The organism is Prevotella sp. lc2012, from assembly GCF_900107065.1.
Lineage (GTDB): Bacteria > Bacteroidota > Bacteroidia > Bacteroidales > Bacteroidaceae > Prevotella.
The window spans coordinates 460,526-482,893 of the sequence record NZ_FNUF01000002.1 but is presented as its reverse complement, the minus strand read 5'-3'; the positions used below and the strand labels follow the sequence as shown (position 1 = coordinate 482,893).

Genomic DNA, 22,368 nt, shown 5'->3' with positions numbered 1-22,368 from the left:
TGACTTTCCTCCGGGGAAACCCCAAGTCCCAGCAGACTAAAAAAACGGTCAATCTATAACAGAAAGAGATACCTTCTAACAGTCGTTCAGATAGGCTCTATTACTCATGGAGATAATCCCTATACCCCCATAGGGATTATCTCCATGACTTGTAGAAAGCATCCCTTATACTCATAAGGCCTATCTCTTTCACCTAAGGATGGGGGGCTGTTCTGTGGCTTTAAGACCTTTATTATACAAAAATAACGAAAAATATTCCCCCGTTACAATGCTTTTGACTAATTTTGCAAGCAAAATTGCGCATTAAAGATGAGTCTGACTCAGATTATAGGAAAAGTTTTCGTACCCCGTCAGCATGCATTGGAGAAGCACCAGAACGGGGGAGAGGCACTACAGCGAGCGGTGCTGGAGCATCTGATACAGAAAGCCAAGGATACAGAATACGGTCGGGATCATGCTTTCGACAGCATCAAGGGCTATGATGACTATGTGGGTTGTGTGCCTGTGAACACCTACGAGGAGCTCAAAGGCGACATCGACCGGATGCGACAGGGCGAGACGGATATCCTCTGGCCAGGCCGAACGAAATGGTATGCGAAGTCGTCGGGTACCACCAACGACAAGTCGAAGTTCATCCCCGTCACTCAGGACGGTCTTCATGACATACACTATGCTGGCGGCTTCGACTCTGTGGCCATCTACCTGCGTAACAACCCAATGTCGAGACTTTTCGACGGACGGGCTTTGATACTCGGCGGCAGTCATGCGCCCAACTATAACCTGCCTGGTTCGCTGGTGGGCGACCTCAGTGCTATCCTCATCGAGAACATCAATCCGCTGGCCAACTTGGTGCGGGTGCCTAAGAAGTCGACGGCACTGCTCAGCGACTTCGAGGTGAAACGCGACCGCATCGCCCGTGAGGCGATGACGAAGAATGTGACGAACATCAGTGGCGTACCCTCATGGATGCTCTCGATGCTCACTCGAATGATGGAGATCACGGGTAAGACGCACCTTGAGGAGGTATGGCCGAACATCGAGGTGTTCTTCCACGGTGGTGTGGCCTTCACACCCTACCGTGAGCAGTATAAGCGGCTGATCACCTCGCCGAACATGCACTATATGGAGACCTATAATGCCAGTGAGGGTTTCTTCGGTATACAGGACGATCCGACGGACAAGTCGATGCTGCTGATGCTCGACTACGGGGTGTTCTATGAGTTCATCCCCATGGATTCGGAAACCAGACAGCCCATCCCCCTCTGGGAGGTGGAGACGGGTAAGAACTATGCGATGGTGATCAGCACCTCGTGCGGCCTTTGGCGCTATGAGATCGGCGATACCATCCAGTTCACCTCGACTAATCCCTATAAGTTCATCATCAGCGGTCGAACGAAGCATTTCATCAATGCCTTCGGCGAGGAGTTGATCGTCGACAATGCTGAGCAGGGACTGGCCTATGCTTGTGAGCAGACTGGTGCCGAGGTGTTGGAGTATACGGCAGCGCCTGTGTTCATGGATGCTAACGCGAAGTGCCGCCATCAGTGGCTTATCGAGTTCTCTAAGCGGCCAGCCGATGTGCAGCAGTTTGCTGCTTTGCTCGACCGTCGTCTGCAGGAGATCAACAGCGACTATGAGGCGAAGCGATATAAGGACATCACGCTCCAGCATCTGGAGATTGTTGAGGCCCGTCAGGGACTCTTTAACGACTGGCTGAAGTTGCGCGGAAAACTGGGCGGGCAGCATAAGGTGCCGCGTCTGAGTAACTCACGCGATACGATGGAGCAGTTGTTAGCACTGCAGAAATAGAAAGGTAAGAAAGAAAAGAGATAGATACATGAAGGGTATATTCAGAACAATCGTTGAAAGGTGCAAAGGTAACAAACAGTTTTTGCCTTTCTGCCTTTTTGCCTTTTTGCTCTTCATGGGCTGTGCCAGGATGGGACAGCCTGATGGTGGTTGGTATGACGACGAACCGCCGAAGGTGATTGGCAGCACTCCTGCCGACCGCTCGGTGAACGTGTCGAGCCAGAAGATCACTATCCTCTTCGATGAGTTCATCAAACTGGAGGATGCCACCAACAAGGTGATCGTCTCTCCGCCACAACTGGAGATGCCGGAGATTAAGGCCGCTGGCAAGAAGATCGTGGTGGAGCTGAAAGACTCGCTCAAGGAGAACACCACTTATACCATCGACTTCAGCGATGCTATCAGCGATAATAACGAGGGCAACCCGATGGGAAATTATACTTACAGCTTCTCGACGGGCGAGCGGATCGACACCTTCGAGGTGTCGGGCTATGTGCTCGATGCCAGTGACCTCGAGCCTGTCAAGGGCATTCTCGTCGGCCTGTATGACGATCTGGCCGACTCAGCCTTTAAGACCAAGCCGATGATCCGTGTGTCGCGAACTGACAGTCGTGGCCGTTTCGTGGTGAAGGGTGTGGCGCCTGGCACCTATCGTGCCTACGCCCTGCAGGATGCCGACGGTGACTTCCTCTTTGGACAGAAGGGCGAGATGATCGCTTATAGTCATCAGACATTTGAGCCGGGGTCGAAGCCTGATGTTCGTATCGACACCGTGTGGCGCGACTCCCTTCATATCGACCAACTGCGACAGGTGCCTTACACGCATTTCCTGCCTGACGATATCACCCTGTTGGCGTTTACCCAGATACAGACAGACCGTTATCTGGTGAAGACTGAGCGTAAGGATGCCAATAAGATCAGTATGTTCTTCAGTTATGGGCACCCCGACCTGCCAGTCATCAAGGGACTGAACTTCGAGGCCGACAGTGCTTTTGTCATCGAAGCCAATGAGAAGCAGGATACTATCCACTATTGGCTGCGCGACTCGGTGCTCATCAATCAGGATACGCTCCGTATGGAGGTTACCTATATGGTGACCGACTCACTGGGTGCGCTCGTCAGTCAGACTGACACGCTCGACGCTCTGGCCAAGGTGTCGTACGAGAAACGACAGAAGGAGTTTGCCAAGGAACTGGAGAAGTGGCAGAAGGAACAGGAACGGAAGAAGAGACGTGAGGAGCCCTACGACTCTATCTATCCCGTCAAACACTTGGAGCCGCAGTATAACGCATCCTCATCGATGGATCCCGACAAGCGGGTGACTGTCGAGATGCCGACACCGTTGGTGCGCTACGACACAGCCGCAGTCCACCTGTACTCAAAGATCGACAGTCTCTGGTATGAGGCTCGTTGCGTGTTCCGACCTGTGGAGCACTCGTTACGGCAGTTCGAAATCCTCGCTGACTGGCGACCTGGTACGGAATATAGTCTGGAGGTCGACTCTGCGGCCTTCGAGGATATCTACGGACAGGTGTCTGAAGCCTATAAGGAGGGACTGAAGATTAAGGATCTGGATGCTTACAGCACACTGACTCTCAACATCAGCGGCATTGCCGACTCGCTGCCGCTCAGGGTACAGCTGCTCAGCAGTTCTGGCATGAAGGTGAAGGAGGTGCTTGCCACGAAAGGCTCGGCACATTTTGACTATGTCACACCGAATAAGTACTATGTCTGTGCTTTCGTCGACAATAATGGTAATGGCCTTTGGGATACGGGCGATTATGATGCCGACATTCAGCCCGAGGCAGTCTATTATTATTCGCGTGAGATAGAGTGTAAGGCGAAGTGGGATGTCACCCAGAGCTGGAACATCAGTGCCACACCGCTCTATCGCCAGAAGCCTTTGAACATCACAAAACAGAAGGGCGACACAAAACAGAAACAGAAGAACAGGAATGCTGAGCGCGCCAAGAAGCTGGGCATCACCTACAACAAGGAAAAGAACATAAAACTGGAGGACTAAGCATGATGAAAAGAATATTTTTATTGTTACTCTTCGCGATCGGCTGTCAGCTGTCGGCTGTCAACTGTCTCGCTCAGTGTGGCATAGAGAACACGGCCTTTAAGTCGGGTGAGTCGCTCACCTATGATCTATACTTCAACTGGAAGTTCATCTGGATGAAGGTGGGCTCTGCCTCGATGGATACTCGACTCACGAAGTTTGAGGGGAAGGATGCATGGAAGTCGTATCTCATTACTCGGGGCAACAACAAACTCGACAAGTACTTCACGATGCGCGATACGCTGATATCCTATTGTAATCCTGATCTCTCGCCGCTTTATTTCCGGAAAGGCGCACGCGAGGGCGACCGCTATTACGTTGACGAGATATGGTACAGCTATCCCAATGGCAACTGCCGTCTGAAAAAACATCGTATCAATCGTCATGGTGATCATGAATGGAAGACATCGGAGTATAAGAACTGTATCTTCGACATGATGTCGATCTTCCTCCGTGCCAGAAACTTCGATGCCTCGAAGCTGAAGAAGGGCGGTACGATTCCGATGCCCATCAGCGATGCGCATAGTCTGAGTAACTCATGGCTGGAGTTCCGTGGTAAAGAGAACTTCAAGATGAGTGAGTCGAAGGAAAAGTTCCGTTGTCTGGTCTTCTCGTTCTATGAGCGAGAGGACGGCAAGACCCATGAACTGATACGTTTCTATATTACCGATGATCAGAATCATATACCAGTACGCCTCGACATGTTCCTGAGTTTCGGAACAGCCAAGGCGTATCTGAAAGGTTATAAGGGCGTCCGCAGTGCCATGACCTCAAAGATCAGGTAATGCCTTTTCGAGATAGGCTATGAAGTCGGAGAAGCAGTGATGTCGGGGCGAGGTGCCTGTCACGTGTAGAGATGCTTCTTGGGCACAGCACGTGGTATAAGGACCAAACGAGTAGACTGGCACCTTGACAGGATGGCCCTGTGAAGCAGCAAAAGCGAGAATCTGAGAGAGTACATAAGCCTCGCCTCCACTGGTGACGGCGATGGCATCAATGTGTTCCTGACGAAGGGTATCGGTCATTTCTTCAAAACGGCTCTTTTCCATGGCTGCGGTGCGGTAGCAATACACATGAGAGATTGCGGCTCCCGTCAGACTGAGTGCATCCAGGAAGCGGGTGATGGTGGAAGGGACGGGCAGTCCGACGAACTGCGGTAGCAGTACGGCGATGTGTCTTTGCGACAGCGAGGGCAGACCTTTCAAGGCCTCGACGATACCCATCATGCTAGGTTCGGCATCAGGCATGGCGACCGTCACTCCAAGAAGATCCCTGACAGCTTTCTGATCATTACCGATAGCGATAACCTTTCCGTCTATCATGGAACGTTCAAGCCCCGAAGCGGCGAGCGCATTGACTGCCATGATACTCGAACAGATAATATCATCATATGCCGACGCTTTCGCACAGAACGATGTGAAAGAGTTGTCTGTGGTCAGCAGCGACGTGTTGACAAGTGGCCTAAACAACGCATTCAGGCTGCATGGCTGTGCCTTGTCAAGAGCCTCACGTAAGCGGTCTTGATAGGTAACAGGCGCAGTAAAGAGGATACGTTTTACCATCGTGCCAATAGCTGATTCGGTTTGAATACCCTGACAACATAGACCAGACTGATGAGGGCGATGGCCAGTTCGATGAGATAAAGACCGCGATAGTCAAGCCATTCTCCTACACCTCCAGAGATGAGAGAGATGAGCGTAGAACTGAAATGTACCACCACGACCTGAATAGTGAAATCCGTTCCCTCACGTCCTTCGCGCACACAGTCCATGGCACAGGTATAGACCACGATGGAAGCAAAGGCATGACAGGTCTTGACGAGCAGCAAGCCGCCTACTAACATGGGTAATGTGGGCGATATGAACGTGAGCAGCAGGAAATATATTGGAGCGACAACGATCAGTATAGCTACCATCAGACGGGCACGATACATGCCGATGCGGCGGATGAGCACATGACCCACCCAAGCCATGACAAACGAGGTGGCTGTACCCACCATACCAAACCACACTCCTATCTCCTTCATGTTATAGCCGAGGTCGACCATATAAGGTCGTACGTTAGCGATGATGCCGATGATACCCATAAAGTAGAGCAGGAGGAACACCACATGAGGGATGATATCCTTGCGGGAGAAGAACCACACAAAGTCCATGAGCTTAGCCCTTTGCTTGGGCGAACGGGGTTCGATGTGAATCTTTTTATTAAACTGTAAAGGTACCACCATGAACCAGGCGACCAGTCCCAGCAAAGGGAACACTACATGCCAGCCAAAATGGTCAAGCATCACGATGAAGATACCGCTACCCAAGAAGGCACCGGCATATCGTCCCATCGACTGCATGCTGTTCACCGCACTGTGATCGCCTTTGCCAAAGGCGCGCACGGCAAGTCCGTCGGTGGCGATATCCTGCGTGGCCGAGGCAAACATGGAGAGAAATACCAGCACGAAGATGAAATAGATATCGGCAGAGATATCTAGGAAACCAATACTGATGATTGACAGGGCATAGACCGACTCCATGAGCAGGATGAAGCGCCGGTAGTTGGAAAGATTGGAACACTGACGGTCGACCATGGGCGCCCACAGAAACTTGATGAGCCAAGGGATATGCACCAGATGTAGTAAGCCAATAGTGGCCAAGCCGAAGTTGGCCTGGCGCATGCTGACTTGCATAGCTGTCGTGATAAACGTGGATGGAATGAACTGCGCTATGTATAGACAGAAGAACGTGGCGAGGTTCAATTGGCGCACATTGTCGACGCTACTATTGGTTGTTGTCATATCGTGATGAGGTTAGAAATTCAATTCAATCGTTGTCCCAAACATGAGGGGTTTACCTGCCTGGGCGTAGTTGCCTGATGACGACTTGAAGCCGTAGGCCATATAATCGGTATTGGTGAGGTTCTTACCCCACATCTCCCAGGTGACAATACCTTTGGTGAGAGCTACCTTGGCGTTGAGCAGCGTATAGAAGTCCTGACTGACCAGATTGTCCTCTGCCCAGTAGATACGACCCAAACCGCGGAGACCCACGTTGAACATCACGCGATCCAGCCAACCGGTAGGGTTGATGGTGTAGTTAGCATCGAGACTAAGCGTGTGGTTGGGCACCAGTGGCAGGCGGTTGTTGGTGTAACTCACCGTCTTGCTTTTCTCATAAGAGAGGAAACGGGCGTAGGTATAGCCGTAGTTAGCTGTGAACTGCAACCCTTTTACAGGGCGCGCCACGATGTTCAGCTCAGCTCCCTTGCTGTCGGTATGACCAGCGTTGGTGGTGATATTGCCTACTCCAGCAATGGTAGAGGTAATCTGCATGCGGCGCCAGTCGATATAGAACAGGTCGGCACTCACGGTAAGCAGGTTGTTCAGCAGGTTGACGCTGGCGCCCACCTCGTAGTTCCAGCTATACTCAGGATCATACGAACGCTGGTCGACGGTAGAGAACGATTTATTAAAGCCACCAGGCTTGTAGCCACGTGTTACAGACACATAGTAGAGATTATCCTCTGTGGTATGATATTGCAAGGTGAACTTTGGCGTTACCTGCGTAAAATCCTTGCTGCTTTTGAAAGACTCGCTCGTAGCCGATGGCTGACTGAGGTCTACCAACGAAAAAACGCCGACAGGAAGGCCTGTTACCTTCTTGTTGTCGTACTTAGTCTTAGCATGCTCGTAGTCGAAACGGATGCCGGCCGTGGCAGAAAGACCTTGCCAGATATTGTAGGTGCTCTGGTGGTATAGAGCCAGCGAACTGGTAGGCACGCAGTAGTCGGTATGACTGATCGAGGGGGTTGAGGGAGAGAGGTTATCAACCGTACGATTCACATGTTCCATCATGCCAAAGGCGCCAATCACCCATTGGTAACGGCTATCACTATTCGATTTGAGTGTCAGTTCCTGTGATACCATGTTCTGGTGACGGGCATTCTCTACAAACGACTTGTCTACAGTCGTAAAATCCTGGTCGATAGCCTGCTTAGACTCGATATACTGGAATGAGGTTTGACTGTTAAAGCTGACAGCAGCCCCAGTGTAGGTGATTCCCAAACCGTTGGTACTGATCAGTCGGCGGAACGAGCTGAAACGGTTATAGCTGATGGGTTGGAGCGTGTTGGTCTCCACATCCACTGGCGCATAGGGGTAGCCGCCTTGGTCGCTATAGGAGAAATGGCTCGTCAGGCGTACCAGCCAGGCGTCAGAGGGCTGGTAGTACAGCCCGATGCGCTCTTCGGTCTCATTCATCTTATCCACCTTCTTGTCGAGATAGCTGTTGCGGAAAGCGCCGTCGTTATGATGATACAGGGCTCCGAAGGTGAGGCCGAACTGATTAGACAACTTGGTATAATTAGAAATCTGGGTGCGCAGGTCGTTATAGCGTCCGTAACCTAGGCGCACACGGGTATTTTGATACTCCAGAGGGTTGCGAGTGCTGATATTGATAATACCACCAATAGCGTTACGTCCGTAAAGCGTGCCCTGAGGACCACGCAACACCTCTACAGAGGCAACATCACCCAGATCGCAATCAAATGAAAGGGGCTCATAGAAAGGCATGCCGTCTATGTAGAATCCGATGCCTGTACCATCCGACTTGTTACCGACACCTCTTACAAATACCGGACAACTGGCTCTGGAGCCATAGTCGGGCATATAGAAATTCGGTATGACGGCTGTCAGCTCTTTCAGTCCTGTAATCTGTTGGTTGCTGAGTTGACGAGCCGATAGGGCTGTGCGTGATACGGGTACCAGGTCGTATTTGCCTGATTTGAATGCGCATACCACTACCTCGTCGAGTGCATACGATCGTGCTGTGTTTGTGTCGGCTGGTGCAATCTCTGGCCCTTCGATGGCCATTAGTGATGAAAGTAATAATCCTAAAAACATAAAAAGAAAAAATATAATTGAAGTATTAAATCCGTTTTAACCACTCAGTGACGAATCGCACGTTATCAAGAGGGGTGTCCTTGTGAAGACCATGCCCCAGATTGAAGATCCAGTCGGGATTTTCGCGGAAGAAGTCGGCATAACCTTCCAGGTGCTGCCTAATGACCGTCTGTGGTGCGAACAGGATCCGTGGATCCATATTTCCCTGCAGGCCCAGGGCGCAATCCACCAGACGGCGGGCTACCGTGATAGGCGTCTGCCAGTCGATACTCACGAAGTCGCAGTCGCTCTTGGAAAGCATCTGAAGACCTGTCCCGAAGCCCTTGGGGAAGAAGATCACAGGCAGACCGTGCTGGCGGGCTGTTGCAGTGATACGACGCACAAAGGGTAGGACCATCGTGCCATATAGTTCGGCCGATATCACACCAGCAAATGACTCGAAAATCTGGAAGGCATCAATGCCATGCTCAGCCTGCAGATGCACATAGGCTTCCGAGGCACTGGTGATGGCTTCGAGCAGTTGTAGTGCCTCTTCGCGGTGCGTATATAAGTAGCGCACCACCTCAGTGAACTGCAGACTGCCGTCGCGCCCGCCAAGCATATAACAGAGACAGGTGAGTGGTCCACCACAAAAGCCGATCACAGGAGTGTCGTTGCTTTTCTGGCGTTGTATCTCGTCAAGAGTGTCGGCCACATGAGTGAGGTGGCTGGCATCGAAACGGAGTTCCGAAGCGGGCTGTGCCACTCCCAGTAGCGGTCGCGGGAAGGCAGGGCCGTTACCGTTCCATTCTACCTGGACACCCAAGGCCTCCGGGATGACCAGAATGTCGCTGAACAGGATGGCGGCATCCATGCCCATATCGTCGATAGGCATAAGTGTCACCTCAGCCGCCAGCTTGGCGTCGGCCATAATGGAACGGAAGGGTGTGGCCTTGGTAAGGGCGCGATAGCGGGGAAGCACACGACCAGCCTGGCGCATCATCCATACAGGAGGGCGACAGGCGGGTTGATGATTGATAACCGCTAAGAAGGGATTACTATACATATACTCGCGTTTTCTTGTGCTACACAACACAGCATGGCTGTTTTGGGGTGCAAAGATAACGCATTTCTGCAAATCACGCAATCCCTATTTATATGGATTCTTCTAACGGTCGAAGGCAGCTATCTTGTCGAGGTAATACCGTCGCAGATCCTGCCACTTGTAGTAAGGCCAATTATCGGTGGTGATGGGCAAGTATGTCTCGCGCTCGTTCAAAAGAGCCTTTACGAGGATGTCACCGCTCTTTCCTTTCTTCGGGCGGTAGAACACCAGTTGGATGTTACAGGCCATTGGAAAGATACGATAATTACGCCAGTAGGTGTCGAGCTCGTCGAGGTTGTCAACGGAAACGTTGCAATTGTCGAGTTCCAGCAGACAGGCCAGTGGCATCACGCAGATCTCATGACCGAAGCGCAGGGTGACCTGTGGCTGCGTGACAGTGTCGGCGGTCTCGATGATGTTCTTCAGAAGGTTCAGTTGACTGAACGGCATCTTTCCATTTGAGATAGGTGAGGCGGCATAGTCGAGATACCAGCCGATATTACGGATACGCCACTGGTCGTACAATTCCTCATCGGTGAAGAGCGACAGCAGATCGATGTCGGAGTCGTGGCTCTGCATGTTGGCAGCAACAATAAAGAGTTGGCGCATGAAGTCACCAGCCGCCACATTGTCATACACCCACAGCTGATCATTGAAGAGCGCCTTCATCAGTCGTTCGGGGTGTGTATATTTCTGCTGGTATTCCTTATCTTCTTTCTCGCCTTTCTCGCCTTCCTCTTTCACGATACCCTCCCAGGGCTGGTTCAGATAATACTGTAGCGATTCGCTCACGTCGTTATGGATTTGGGCTGTGGGATTGGCACTTGCCAGTTCTTCGCACTCAGCAATCATCGAGAGGATGCAGCGGTTGACAACAGTGCTACGGGCATCGATTCTTAGACCTTTCGCCTTGAACAACTCAGGGAAGTGCTCTGTCATGCGCTTGCCGATACCGTGGTGCTGGCGCTCGCCAACGGTGGTGAGGTCGCCAATCCGATTGATGGATGATGTATAGACGGCTTCCATCTTCTGAAGAGTACTCTCTCCAAGCGCTGTCAGCTTACCAGCCTCGTGGGCCTGTTGGAGGGTGCTCAACGGGCGTGTGTATTTACCGTCCCATGTCAGCCAGCGTGAACCGTGCCGACCGTAATGGCTCATGTGGTAGGGCTCATAGCCTTTTGGTGTGGGGGTCAGTGCCTTTGTGGGCAACTGTCGATCGTAATCCAGATAGTTACTGCCAGCCAGATAGCGGTTGGCAATGATCTCGTCTTCTGCGGACATCTCGAACATTGGGGCGTTCATCCCCGGATAAGGCTTGCTTGTCTGTGGCTTTTGTGCCTGTGCAGCCATCGAGAGGCCGAAGGCAAGAAGCGTCAGTTGTAGTTTCATCTTTCTATTTTTTAGGTTTATAAAAGTACTGCAAAGTTACAATAATTCTTCTGTCCAACGGACAACATCCTTGTGTTTTTTGTCGTAAAGTGATGTCTTACGCGTTGATTCTCCATGTCCGTCAACATTTGATACACCTTCTGTCAACATTCTTTCTTTGCGGGAGGCAATAAAATATGTAACTTTGCAAAAAAGATATGATAAGACGTTGATAACTTATTCAAGGTTCATACAAATTAGGTTATGTCCTGCTGCATGGACTTGTGAAAGTCCGTGCAGTTTTTACTTCACAGGCTGATGCCGGCAAATAGGGGGCACCATGTGTGGTATTTGATAGTTTTTTGTATCTTTGCATCACGAAAATAAAGAATAGATTATGTTGAGGAGATACTTTTTCATATGGGCAATGGTCTTGTTCGGCTGTCTTCACAGTGCCGGACAGGAGGACCTGCGTTTCTATCATATCGATACGAAAGGATATAGGGTCAAGACAGTTTTCCGTGGTGCAGACAACCTTATGTGGGTGGGTACATCATTCGGACTGTTTACCTTGCCGCAGTTGGAGAGTAGGAATCCTGACGGTTATGACCGACAGCACCAGCGTATGCGGACGGGTATCGACAGAATATTTGAGGATAGCAAAGGACAGCTATGGATGGTGACACATGGTAGTGGCATTATGATCTATGACCCGAAGACCAACGCGTGTACAGCCGATGTGGCCGAATTGTTAGGAAAGAAGAATATTCATATCGACAAAAACAGGGATTTCTCCATCTATATAGAAAACCGAAGAAACTGCCTGATCTGGCAGGATCATCAGCTTTATGCGCTCGACTTGGATGATGGGAACGTACGGAGCATATTACTTGAAGACAATGGTGAGCAGGTGATGAAGGTGGAGTCGAACCGTCGGGCCTTCGCGGTTCTGACGACAAAGAACTTGTATTTCTTCTCCTTGGGATCGAAGGTGCTCATACGTCGGGAGCCGCTAGCATGTGAAGTGAAATACGAGACGCAGCTGACGATGGATGAGACATGCAACGTGTGGCTGAGTGATAATAAGATTGTACAGGGATATAACTATCAGGCCCAGAAATGGATGTCGTCTGTGGCATTCCCTTCTCATGTGTCGGCCATCGCGTGTGGCCCTGGTGGGAAGATATGGATAGGACAGGAGAACGATGGTATCTATATCTGCGATACGGACCTGCAGATCAGACATCATCTGGAACATATGCTGGGCGATGCCAACAGCATCAGGGATAACCAGATCTATATGCTGCACTACGAGAAGACCAGTGGTGCCATGTGGGTGGCCTATTCCAAAGGCGGCATCTCTATCTATGACAAGAAACAGAATTGCGGTATGCTTTATCAGGTCATGGATCGTCAGAATCCGAATGCGATGACCGATGTGCTTTCTTTTGCCCAGACGATTGATGGAAAAGGACTATGGATGGGACTTGAGGACCGAGGTATCTTTTACCGCCCACTCATGGAAGGACGCTGGGAACAGGTGCTTGGTAGGGCTTCCGTCTCTTTCCTGAAGACTGGGTCGGATGGTTCCTTATGGGCAGGTCTCTATAAGCAGGGGCTGCTGCATATGACCATTCAGGGGAAACGGGAGTTTTATTTCAAGGGCGAGTCACCTTATAATATAGCATTCACCCCGACAGGACAAGTTTATGTGGCATTACAGGGTAAAGGCGTGTGGCGTATGGATCTGACAACAGGCCAGATTGTCGATACCCATATCTGGGCAAACTTCGTTTTCGACCTGAACTATCATCAGGGTCGACTGCACGCAGTGGCAACGAAAGGCTATTTCGTCATGGATGCCAGTGGACGATGGAAGAAGATACGCGATGGCATCTTCAGGCATGGCTGTATAGATCGTCAGAACTATGTCTATCTGTTAGGTGACGGCAACCGTGCCTTGGGTCTGACAATTATTGATCCTCAGGGGGGACTCGTCAGTCTGCCATCCACATTGGAGAAGGGATTATCGAGATGTGCCACTCTCGACAAGTCGGATAATCTCTGGGTGGTCAATGGTCATAAGTTGGTGATGCTACGTCATCGTCAGAACAACCAGGTGGAATGGGAATACAAGGTGTTTAACATCAATCCGGAAGGAGAGCGGATCTATTATAACCCTGGTGCCATTCATATTGACCGGATGAACCAGCTATGGCTTGGTACAGACAACGGCTATCAATGCATCAACCTGAACAGACTGATGGAGCAAAAGGACAGGAAGTCGGAGGAGAAGCCCTTGGCCATCGGCTGTATCAGTATCAACGATGAGATTTTGTCGCCGAACAAGCCCTTGAATGGTAGGGTGCTGATCACCCATGATGTGGGACTGACGAAATCGCTCAACCTGAAGTATAATGAGAATAATATTGTGGTAGAGTGTTCCAGACTGTTCGAGGAACGGACACCGACCGACATCTATTATTATCAGCTACGTGGCCTCTCGGACACGTGGCAGTTGGTAGACAATCATACAATCATACTCTCTAACTTGCCTCCCGGAGAGTATCAGCTCTTCACGAAAACACAAGATGCCTTGGAGAGTCACCTGTTGGATATCTCGATAGCGCCTCCGTTATGGCGCAGCTGGTGGGCCTATCTGATCTATCTGCTGATAGTCATAAGCGTGGCTATTGGTATGCTCCGCTATTTCCGTAATAAAAGGGAGTATGAGATGCGACTGCAGCAGTTGGCTCTGCAACAGGAACAGGAGAAGCACTTGAACGAAATGAAGCTCCGCTTCTTCACGAATATCAGTCATGATCTACGTACGCCATTGTCGTTGATCATAGGTCCAGTGGAGGATCTGGAAGGGAAGGCAGAGGATACAGCTACCAAGTCGATGCTGGGGTTGATCCATCGTAATGCTGACTTACTACTGTCGTTGGTGAACCAGATTCTTGACTTCCGCAGACTGGAGTTTGGAAACGAGAAAGTGAACCTTTCGTATGGTGATATTGTCTCGACAATCGGTGATATCTGCGATACCTTCAGACTGAAGGCAAGGAAAGAAGGAATCAGTCTGGATTTCCAACCGATGGTGGAGCGCGTGGAGACACAGTTCGATAGGGATAAGATGACTAAAATCATCATGAATCTTTTGGCCAATGCCTTTAAGTTCACCGATCGTGGTGGAAGCATCACCGTGAGCACTGATGTGCTGGATGGGCATGTCGTTATCCGAGTGGCTGATACGGGGATAGGTATATCCGATGAGGAGAAACAACTGGTTTTCGACCGATTCTATCAGTCGGACAACGCTCATCTTCAGGCAATCGGTAGCGGCATAGGCCTGCATATCGTCCGGGAATACGTTCATCTGCAAGGAGGTGAGATCACGATACAGGATAATGAGGCAGGAAAGGGCACGGTATTCTGTATCACATTACCCTTGTGTCAAGGAACGCATGAGCAGGAGAAGGAAGAGGAGAGCGACGAGACAATACCAGTGGAACAGAACGAGCCGTTGCATGAGACAACAGTCCTGGTGGTCGATGACAATAGCGATTTCCTGACGTATGTCAGTCAGAGTCTGTCGGGCACGTATAATGTGGTCAGTGCTTCCAATGGAGAGAATGCTCTGGAACAGCTTCAGGAGAACGATGTGGATATCATCATCAGTGATGTGATGATGGACGGAATGGATGGTCTGGAGTTATGTCGTATGGTCAAGTCCGATATCGCAACCTCGCATATCCCTGTTATCTTACTCACAGCTAAGGCTCAGAGCACGAATGAGTTGGAAGGTCTGGAGGCCGGTGCCGATGATTATATCACCAAGCCCTTCAGCATGAGTATCCTGCTTCAGCGCGTCCATAACCTCCTTGAGCGCAGTCGTCAACAGCATCAGCGCTTTAAGAACGAGATAGATATCGAACCGTCGGAGATTACGGTTACATCGCTCGACGAACAGTTTATCACCAATGCTATCACACAGGTTGAGGCGCATATTTCAGACTCAGACTTTAATGTGGAAGAACTAAGCAGTGCGATGGGTGTCCACAGGTCGCAACTCTATAAGAAACTGCAGCATCTCACGGGACGCACACCCATCCAGTTTATCCGATTGTTACGCCTAAAGCGCGGCAAGCAACTGTTGGAGAAGAGCGGACTGTATGTCTCGGAGATTGCCTATCAGGTGGGCTTCAACTCACCTCGTGTTTTCTCCAAGTATTTCAAGGCGGAGTTTGGGATGACCCCTGATGAGTATAAAAACAAAAATGGAATAAATAATGAATGAAGTGAAAAGAAAGATGGCAACTGTAATGTTGCTCGTAGGCCTTGTCATGACTGGCTGGGCACAACAGTCGAAAGTGCTTGACCAACTGAAGGCCGATCCAAGGAAAGCATATGGGAATGATTATCCCTATCCGTGCGACTCCTCTCAGATGACCGAAGCTCCAAACGGCTATCAGCCGTTCTATGTGAGTCACTATGCCCGTCATGGTTCGCGCTATTATTGGAACAGTCGTCTTTATAATGAACTTGACACGGTGTTGACCATTGCCCATGGTCGTCAGCTCCTGACGGCTGAAGGAGAGGCCTTTTATGATAAATTTATGGCTGTCAGGAAAGAACTGATGACGGGAGCATCGGAACTCACGCAACTTGGTTGGGAACAGCATCAGCGCATCGCTCGTACGATGTATAACCGTTTCCCGCAGGTGTTCGAAAAGGGTGGTAATGTGCTTGCCATCGCCTCATTATCGGGTCGGTGTGTGCTCAGTATGTCGGCATTCTGCCAGGAACTGGTACAGTGTAACCCTGCCATAGAGATCCGTGAGCAATCGTCACGTTTTACGCTTAACGGTGTCGTACCCACTGATGGCCAGAACCCGGATAGACGGAAGTTCCCGAAGGTGAAACCACACTGGGAAGACAACCGTGATAAGTTCTCTTTTACCGACTCACTGCCACAGAAGGTTCTTTCACGGATGTTCGTCAGCACTGAAGGATTGTCTGGAAACGTACGTCATATCGCAGACAACCTGATTGAACTCTATACGTCGCTGCCAAACATCGCCCATGAGGGAATGATGGGACGACTTGTGTCCGACGAGGAGATTGTGAACAGATGGGAGTACACGAACCTGGATTCTTATTCCTGGGTGTTCGAACCACAGTACGAGATGATTCCCATCCTCGAGGATATCATGAGAAAGGCTGATGCCGTGATTGCAGGCAGTAGCGACCACATTGCCGACCTACGCTTCGGGCACGACTCATGCATAGGACCGTTGACGGTGCTGATGGGTATCAATGGCGCCGACCGTGACCCAGAGGATCCGTATGAGGTGAAGAACGTCTACCAGAACTGGCAAACCTGTAAGGCCTCGAACATCCAATTGGTGTTCTACCGTGGTCAGAAAGGTGTAGATGATATCTTAGTGAAATGTCTTCTCAATGGTGCTGAGGCTAGTCTGCCAGTGCCAACCAACTGCTATCCATATTATAAATGGTCCGACTTGCGCGCTGTCTATATGGAGCGCTGCAAGAAGTGACAGAAAGTCTAATTGCTTTCTATCTTCAATAGGATCTCCGCCCGGACTTGCGAAAGTTCGGGCGGAATGTATTTATATGTTGTCTTTGTTGCCTTTTCATGTTACGAATGTTTCTCTGTAAAAAATGTGGTCGTTCTTGTCAACAAATGATATAGGTATAACCTAAGAAAATGAACTAATTTTGCAAGCGACGTAAGAGGTACAATCTGTGTAATACAACCAATAATAAAAAACAAAATGTATGGGAAAAACAATCAGTAAAACTGCTCTTTTAGTGGGAGTGCTCACCTTGTCGGGCTTTTGCTACTCACCAAATGCGAGCGCTGCGACTTCTGTCAGTGAGGTTCAGCAGGCGACAAAGAAGATCAAAGGAACCGTGGTTGATGCGACGGGACCGGTTATCGGTGCCAGTATCATGGAGAAAGGAACCTCGAATGGTACAATCACCGATCTTGACGGAAACTTCACCCTCAACGTGAATCCTGGTGCATCCATTGTGGTCTCGTTCATCGGTTTCGAGACACAAGAGATTAAAGTAGGTCAACAAGAGAGTCTTTTGATTAAGATGAAAGACGACAATGCCGTCTTGGAAGAGGTGGTTGTGGTAGGCTATGGTGTACAAAAGAAGAAACTTGTCACAGGAGCCACCGTTCAGGTAAAAGGAGAAGACATCGCCAAGATGAACACCACCAATGCACTGACCGCCATGCAGTCGAGTACACCTGGTGTACAGATCACTCAGGGCTCCTCTCAGCCCGGTAAGGGATTCAAGGTGAATATTCGTGGTATTGGCACGATCGGCGAGAGTTCTCCATTGTTGATTATCGACGGTATCAATGCCGGAACAGCAGATGATGGACTGAATGGTCTTAATCCGAACGATATCGAGTCAATCGACGTACTGAAGGATGCTGCCTCGGCTGCCATCTATGGTGCACGTGCTGCCAATGGTGTAATCCTCGTGACAACCAAACAGGGTAAGGCTGGAAAGGTACAGCTACAGTACGACGGTTATGTAGGCTGGTCGAATGCCTATAAGGTGCCCGATTTGTTGAACGCTCAGCAGTATATGCAGATTATCGACGAGACCAATGTCAACACCTATGGTGAGGCAACTAACTGGTCAAGCATCGTTCCACAATATATAGTGGATAAGGTAAAGGACGGTTGGACAGGTACCGACTGGATCAAGGAGTACGAGAATAAGAATGCTCTACAGTTCAGTCATGCCATGACAATGAACGGTGGTACTGAGAACTCGAAGTTCTCAATATCGCTTAACTATAGCTCTAATGAGGGTATCATGGGTGGCGACAATGCCTCTAACTACAAGCGCTTTGGTGCTCGTATCAACTCTGAGCATGTATTGCTGAAAGGTAGAGATCTGCTTGGAGAGAGCCACGATATCATCACTATCGGTGAGAATGTAAGCTATTCTTATCGCAGGAGTCACGATCTGGCAGAGGGCAGTGGCTACTGGAACATTATGCAGGCGGCTTATGTGGCATCACCATTGGTAGAGGCCTATGATGCAGAGGGAAACATTGCTTCTTACGATAAAAACGGTGCAGGCTATAGTACAGAGGTTTATAGTAACCCACTGAACCACTTCCTCGCAGGTGGTTACAACTCTATTAACAAACATCGCTCTTTTGGCGTCAGTGGTACCTTCTATTGGATTGTTGAACCGATCAAGAACCTGCGCTACCGCGGACAATTCAATACGGGCTATCAGAGTGCAAACAGCAGGGATATCTGCATGCCTTACAACTCCGGTCCAACCAGTGCAAGTGCCAACTATACCATGAACATGACCCAGAGTCAGGGCAGCACTTTCACCTATGAGAACACGCTGTCGTATATCCTTCCGAAACTCGGGAAACACACGATAGATATGCTCGTGGGACAGTCGTTGGAGCGCTCGCAGTGGAGCGCTGGTATGAAGATGGGCTTCAATGTCAGTGAGGACAGACTGAACCCACTCGTACGCAATGGATGGTATTACAACATCCCATCAAACTATGAGGGCGACTATCTTAACGGTCACTCGGGCTATGACAACCCCATGCAGACCAGTATCGTGTCGTTTTTCGGACGTATGAACTGGAACTACGACGAGAAATACATGGCCACAGCTATTCTTCGTGCTGACGGTTCCAATAACTTCGCACGTGGTAAGCGCTGGGGTTACTTCCCCTCGTTCTCTGCTGGTTGGGTAATCACCAACGAGAAATTCATGGAGAATACCGCCAGCTGGCTCGACTTCTTGAAGCTCCGTGCTTCATGGGGACAGAATGGTAACTGTCAGATCGGTAACTTCTACTATCTTTCTAATATCGGGTTCTCGCCCACGACTTATGCCGACTATGGTTACAAGTTCAGTAACGATGACATCTACACCTTAGGTCAGAATAACTACACTTCTGGTGCCTATGCCAAGAACCCACCCAATGAGGATGTCACTTGGGAGACCTCCGAGCAGACAAATATCGGTATGGATGCGCGCTTCCTGGGCGGTCGTCTTGGTCTGAGTTTCGACTGGTACGTGAAGATGACCAAAGACTGGCTGGTACAAGCACCGATGAATCAGGTACTCGGCTACGAGGAGCCTGCCATGATCAATGGTGGCGACATCAAGAACACTGGTATCGAGGTAGCACTCTCATGGCATGATAAGATAGGCAGCGACTTCAGCTATCATGCTAACGTGAACGTGGCTACCAACAAGAACGAGGTAACACGTCTGGCCGCCAATGGTGGAAAGATAGGTACGGATAGTAAGTATCTGAATAGTCTTTTCCAGGGCTCATCGTATGTGTCACTCGTAGAAGAAGGTCATCCGGTAGGCTATTTCTATGGTATGTCGTACGATGGTATCTGGCAGAATCAGGCCGAAATCGATGCTGCCCGTAACGCAGGCAAACCCGTCCTCGATACAGCGGAACCTGGTGACCCTATCTGGACCGATTATGATGATGATGGTGTAATCAACTATGACCTCGACCGTCATGAGATCGGTAATCCGAATCCCGATGTGACCCTTGGCATCAGTCTCGGTTGCGAGTGGAAGGGCTTCGACTTCGGTGTAACTGGCTTTGGCGCTTTTGGTCAGCAGATTATGCAGTGTTATCGTACCGCCCAAAGAGCCAACCAATATGAACAGTATACCACCGATGTGTTCGATCGCTGGCATGGTGAGGGAACAAGTAACACACAGCCTCGTCTGACTTGTGGCCTGTTAGCAGATCAGTGGGTATCGACACGGTTCATGCAGAATGCCGACTATTTCAAGGTACAGAACCTCACGCTGGGCTATAACTTCAACAAGATATGGAAGAGTTCTCCGTTCAGTCAGCTTCGCCTTTATATGCAGGTACAGAACCTCTACACGTTTACTGGCTATACGGGTGTTGATCCGGAATGTTCTGCCGATGGCGGTAAGAGTGATGATAACATGAACTTCATCCGTGGTATTGATGTCGGTCTCTATCCTTCTGCCCGTACCTTTATCCTGGGAGCAAGTATTAAGTTCTAAGAGTTAAACAATTGAAGCGTTGAAAATATGAAAAAGATATATATAATAGTCATCGCGGCTCTGTTCACCGTAGGTGTCACCTCCTGCGAAGACTGTCTCGATACAAATAATTATACGGAGGCTAACACCTCAAACTACCCGGCTTCGGCAGAAGACCTGAACAAAGAGCTAGCCGCCCTTTATGGGGTGATGAACCAAATAAGTCAGACGGCCAAGGAGACGCCTTGGCTTGTCAACCACATCATGTCGGACGAGGGAAATGGCGGTGGTAGTACGGGCTCGACACAGATTCATGCCATTGGTCATCTGATGGCCAATCAGGAGGACATGTTTGATAAGCTCTGGCAAAGGGTTTATATAGGAATCGCTCGTGCCAATGCTATCATCTATGGTGTCGATGCTTTCGACTGGACAGGTCAGGAGAAAGCGCGCAATCAGATGGTGGGTGAGGCTTATTTCATGCGTGGTCTGTTCTATCTCTGGGGCGCACAGTTTTGGGGTGACATCCCGGCCTATTGGGCTGCTGCCGCTCCAGACCCTTGTCCGCAACAGGATGCAGAGACGGTGACCTATCCGCATATCCTTGCCGACTTCGTCAGTGCAGCTAATCTGATGAGTCATGGTATGACCACCATGGGCGACGGTCATGCCACGAAGGCTGCTGCCGAGGGTATGCTGGCTCGTGCTTATATGTTCTATGAAGGCTTCTATAAGAAGGCCGGTGAACTGGCTACAGCCTCACTTGCCGATGTGGTCTTCGACTTCGATCAGGAAGGTGCAGGCACATCGCTGAGCAAAGCTCAGGTTATTAGTTATGTGGAGGATGCCATCAACAATGGCGGTTATAGTCTTGTGGAAGATTTCAGATTGCTTTGGCAGTATACCAACAAATATACCATCAACGAATATGACTTTGTGAAGGATCTGGCTGAGGCCGGAAAGGTATGGGCCGGTAACGGAAACTGTGAGGAGATGTTCCAAGTGCAGTATATGAACTCTGGCGGCTGGAGCGGAAACATCCAGATGGGATTCACCAATCAGGTGTCTCTCTACTGCGGTCTGCGTAATGGTAGCGACAAGGACGGAAACTCCAACGGCTTTGAAGATACCATGCCCTTTGGACAGGGATGGGGACAGGGTATTGTCAACGCCACCCTTTGGGACGACTGGAGCGATGATGACCCACGAAAGAAGGCAACGATCCTCAACGCACCTGAAGAATGCAAGAAGTTTGTCTTTGTTACCAACTGCTCTGAGGATGCCGGCCTCTATAACAAAAAATGGATGCCGATCACTTGTTCGAAGTCGCACTGGAACGACATGAACTCTGTCTATACCTGGTGGGGTGTATACCGTACAGAGCAGACCAGCGCTGCCAACAACAATAAGAACTCTTTCCAGGGCGACCACTATGCAGACATGATCCTGCTCCGCTTGGCCGACGTGATGCTGATGCACTCAGAACTGACGGGAACTGCCGACCAGATGAACAAGGTGCGTGCCCGTGCCGGACTGCCCGCTACCACCTATTCGTGGAAGAACATCAAAGATGAGCGCCGTTGGGAGCTGGCATGTGAGGGTATTCGCTATAACGACCTGCGTCGATGGTCAGGACGAAATGGTGGTATAGACTGTGAGGCTGCCGTTGCCCTACAGCGTCAGGACGGATCGCGTGTAAACTATGCTGGTCACTGGACGGTGATGCGTCATGGACAAGGTGTGGGCGGCAGTAGCTGGGCTCAGCGTTACGCCGATACAGACGGCTTCGTCATGATACCGCCCTCGCAGATATCTATCGTCAACGATGAGGCTGTGCTGAAGCAGAACCCAGGTTGGGGGGCAGGTGCAGCAGGCTCGAATATGACGGGAACACCTGTCTATGATTAAGATAGCTGATGGTTTAATTAGTTATAAATTGTATTGAAGTTTATGATGGCAGCGTAAAAGGCTGCTCTCATCTGAATCAGATTAGAATCAGATGAATCCACCCGGACTTGTGAAAGCCCGGGTGGAATGTTTTTATGGCAAAAAGAGTGGCCGGGCTGTTAGGGCTCGACCACT

The 22,368-nt window shown here is 50.1% G+C and carries 12 protein-coding genes; 7 read left to right on the top strand and 5 right to left on the bottom strand.

Annotation, left to right across the window (positions count from 1 at the left end; all coding sequences use genetic code 11):
* The first annotated feature begins 309 nt into the window (after window positions 1-309).
* The 3 genes from BLU99_RS05900 to BLU99_RS05890 are packed head-to-tail and all read left to right on the top strand — an operon-like array spanning window position 310 to window position 4,656.
* Window positions 310-1,809: a GH3 auxin-responsive promoter family protein gene (locus BLU99_RS05900; RefSeq protein WP_091900256.1), complete on the top strand. Its 1,500-nt coding sequence runs from the start codon at window positions 310-312 to the stop codon at window positions 1,807-1,809.
* Window positions 1,810-1,837: 28 nt separating this feature from the next.
* Window positions 1,838-3,832, top strand: a complete 1,995-nt coding sequence (locus tag BLU99_RS05895) for an Ig-like domain-containing protein (protein WP_091900255.1) — start codon at window positions 1,838-1,840, stop codon at window positions 3,830-3,832.
* A 5-nt stretch (window positions 3,833-3,837) separates the two neighbouring features.
* Window positions 3,838-4,656: a DUF3108 domain-containing protein gene (locus tag BLU99_RS05890; RefSeq protein WP_369807705.1), complete on the top strand. Its 819-nt coding sequence runs from the start codon at window positions 3,838-3,840 to the stop codon at window positions 4,654-4,656.
* Here the strand turns inward: BLU99_RS05890 and BLU99_RS05885 are convergent.
* From BLU99_RS05885 to BLU99_RS05865, 5 genes are all read right to left on the bottom strand, one after another.
* Complete coding sequence (locus BLU99_RS05885; RefSeq protein ID WP_091900253.1) at window positions 4,642-5,433, bottom strand: uroporphyrinogen-III synthase; 792 nt, start codon at window positions 5,431-5,433, stop codon at window positions 4,642-4,644. The genes BLU99_RS05890 and BLU99_RS05885 overlap by 15 nt on opposite strands.
* Window positions 5,427-6,656 (bottom strand): MFS transporter, encoded by a 1,230-nt coding sequence (locus BLU99_RS05880; protein ID WP_176771062.1) that lies wholly within the window; start codon window positions 6,654-6,656, stop codon window positions 5,427-5,429. Before BLU99_RS05880 ends, BLU99_RS05885 begins: the two co-directional genes overlap by 7 nt.
* Window positions 6,657-6,668: 12 nt before the next feature.
* Window positions 6,669-8,759: a TonB-dependent receptor gene (locus tag BLU99_RS05875; protein ID WP_091900252.1), complete on the bottom strand. Its 2,091-nt coding sequence runs from the start codon at window positions 8,757-8,759 to the stop codon at window positions 6,669-6,671.
* 25 nt (window positions 8,760-8,784) lie between these two features.
* On the bottom strand, window positions 8,785-9,804 hold the full coding sequence (gene hemE, locus BLU99_RS05870) for a uroporphyrinogen decarboxylase (protein ID WP_091900408.1): 1,020 nt from the start codon (window positions 9,802-9,804) through the stop codon (window positions 8,785-8,787).
* A gap of 102 nt (window positions 9,805-9,906) precedes the next feature.
* The gene (locus BLU99_RS05865; RefSeq protein WP_255397462.1) at window positions 9,907-11,232 is read right to left on the bottom strand and encodes a histidine-type phosphatase; all 1,326 of its coding nucleotides are present in this window, start codon (window positions 11,230-11,232) and stop codon (window positions 9,907-9,909) included.
* 376 nt (window positions 11,233-11,608) lie between these two features.
* Here BLU99_RS05865 and BLU99_RS05860 point away from each other — a divergent pair, with 376 nt between their 5' ends.
* The 4 genes from BLU99_RS05860 to BLU99_RS05845 all read left to right on the top strand — a co-directional run bounded on the left by BLU99_RS05860 (window position 11,609) and on the right by BLU99_RS05845 (window position 22,194).
* On the top strand, window positions 11,609-15,511 hold the full coding sequence (locus BLU99_RS05860; RefSeq protein WP_091900251.1) for a hybrid sensor histidine kinase/response regulator transcription factor: 3,903 nt from the start codon (window positions 11,609-11,611) through the stop codon (window positions 15,509-15,511).
* A 13-nt stretch (window positions 15,512-15,524) separates the two neighbouring features.
* Complete coding sequence (locus tag BLU99_RS05855) at window positions 15,525-16,772, top strand: hypothetical protein (RefSeq protein WP_143065726.1); 1,248 nt, start codon at window positions 15,525-15,527, stop codon at window positions 16,770-16,772.
* Between the two features lie 241 nt (window positions 16,773-17,013).
* Entirely contained in the window at window positions 17,014-20,307 is a 3,294-nt protein-coding gene (locus BLU99_RS05850; protein WP_091900249.1) for a SusC/RagA family TonB-linked outer membrane protein, read from the top strand.
* A 27-nt stretch (window positions 20,308-20,334) separates the two neighbouring features.
* Window positions 20,335-22,194, top strand: coding sequence for a RagB/SusD family nutrient uptake outer membrane protein (locus BLU99_RS05845; protein ID WP_091900248.1), 1,860 nt, complete (start codon window positions 20,335-20,337; stop codon window positions 22,192-22,194).
* Window positions 22,195-22,368 lie beyond the last annotated feature (174 nt).

Coding starts and splice junctions, on each gene's coding strand:
- BLU99_RS05900 (WP_091900256.1), top strand. CDS start 310: ATGAGTCTGACTCAGATTATAGGAAAAGTTTTCGTACCCCGTCAGCAT.
- BLU99_RS05895 (WP_091900255.1), top strand. CDS start 1,838: ATGAAGGGTATATTCAGAACAATCGTTGAAAGGTGCAAAGGTAACAAA.
- BLU99_RS05890 (WP_369807705.1), top strand. CDS start 3,838: ATGAAAAGAATATTTTTATTGTTACTCTTCGCGATCGGCTGTCAGCTG.
- BLU99_RS05885 (WP_091900253.1), bottom strand. CDS start 5,433: ATGGTAAAACGTATCCTCTTTACTGCGCCTGTTACCTATCAAGACCGC.
- BLU99_RS05880 (WP_176771062.1), bottom strand. CDS start 6,656: ATGACAACAACCAATAGTAGCGTCGACAATGTGCGCCAATTGAACCTC.
- BLU99_RS05875 (WP_091900252.1), bottom strand. CDS start 8,759: ATGTTTTTAGGATTATTACTTTCATCACTAATGGCCATCGAAGGGCCA.
- hemE (WP_091900408.1), bottom strand. CDS start 9,804: ATGTATAGTAATCCCTTCTTAGCGGTTATCAATCATCAACCCGCCTGT.
- BLU99_RS05865 (WP_255397462.1), bottom strand. CDS start 11,232: ATGAAACTACAACTGACGCTTCTTGCCTTCGGCCTCTCGATGGCTGCA.
- BLU99_RS05860 (WP_091900251.1), top strand. CDS start 11,609: ATGTTGAGGAGATACTTTTTCATATGGGCAATGGTCTTGTTCGGCTGT.
- BLU99_RS05855 (WP_143065726.1), top strand. CDS start 15,525: ATGGCAACTGTAATGTTGCTCGTAGGCCTTGTCATGACTGGCTGGGCA.
- BLU99_RS05850 (WP_091900249.1), top strand. CDS start 17,014: ATGGGAAAAACAATCAGTAAAACTGCTCTTTTAGTGGGAGTGCTCACC.
- BLU99_RS05845 (WP_091900248.1), top strand. CDS start 20,335: ATGAAAAAGATATATATAATAGTCATCGCGGCTCTGTTCACCGTAGGT.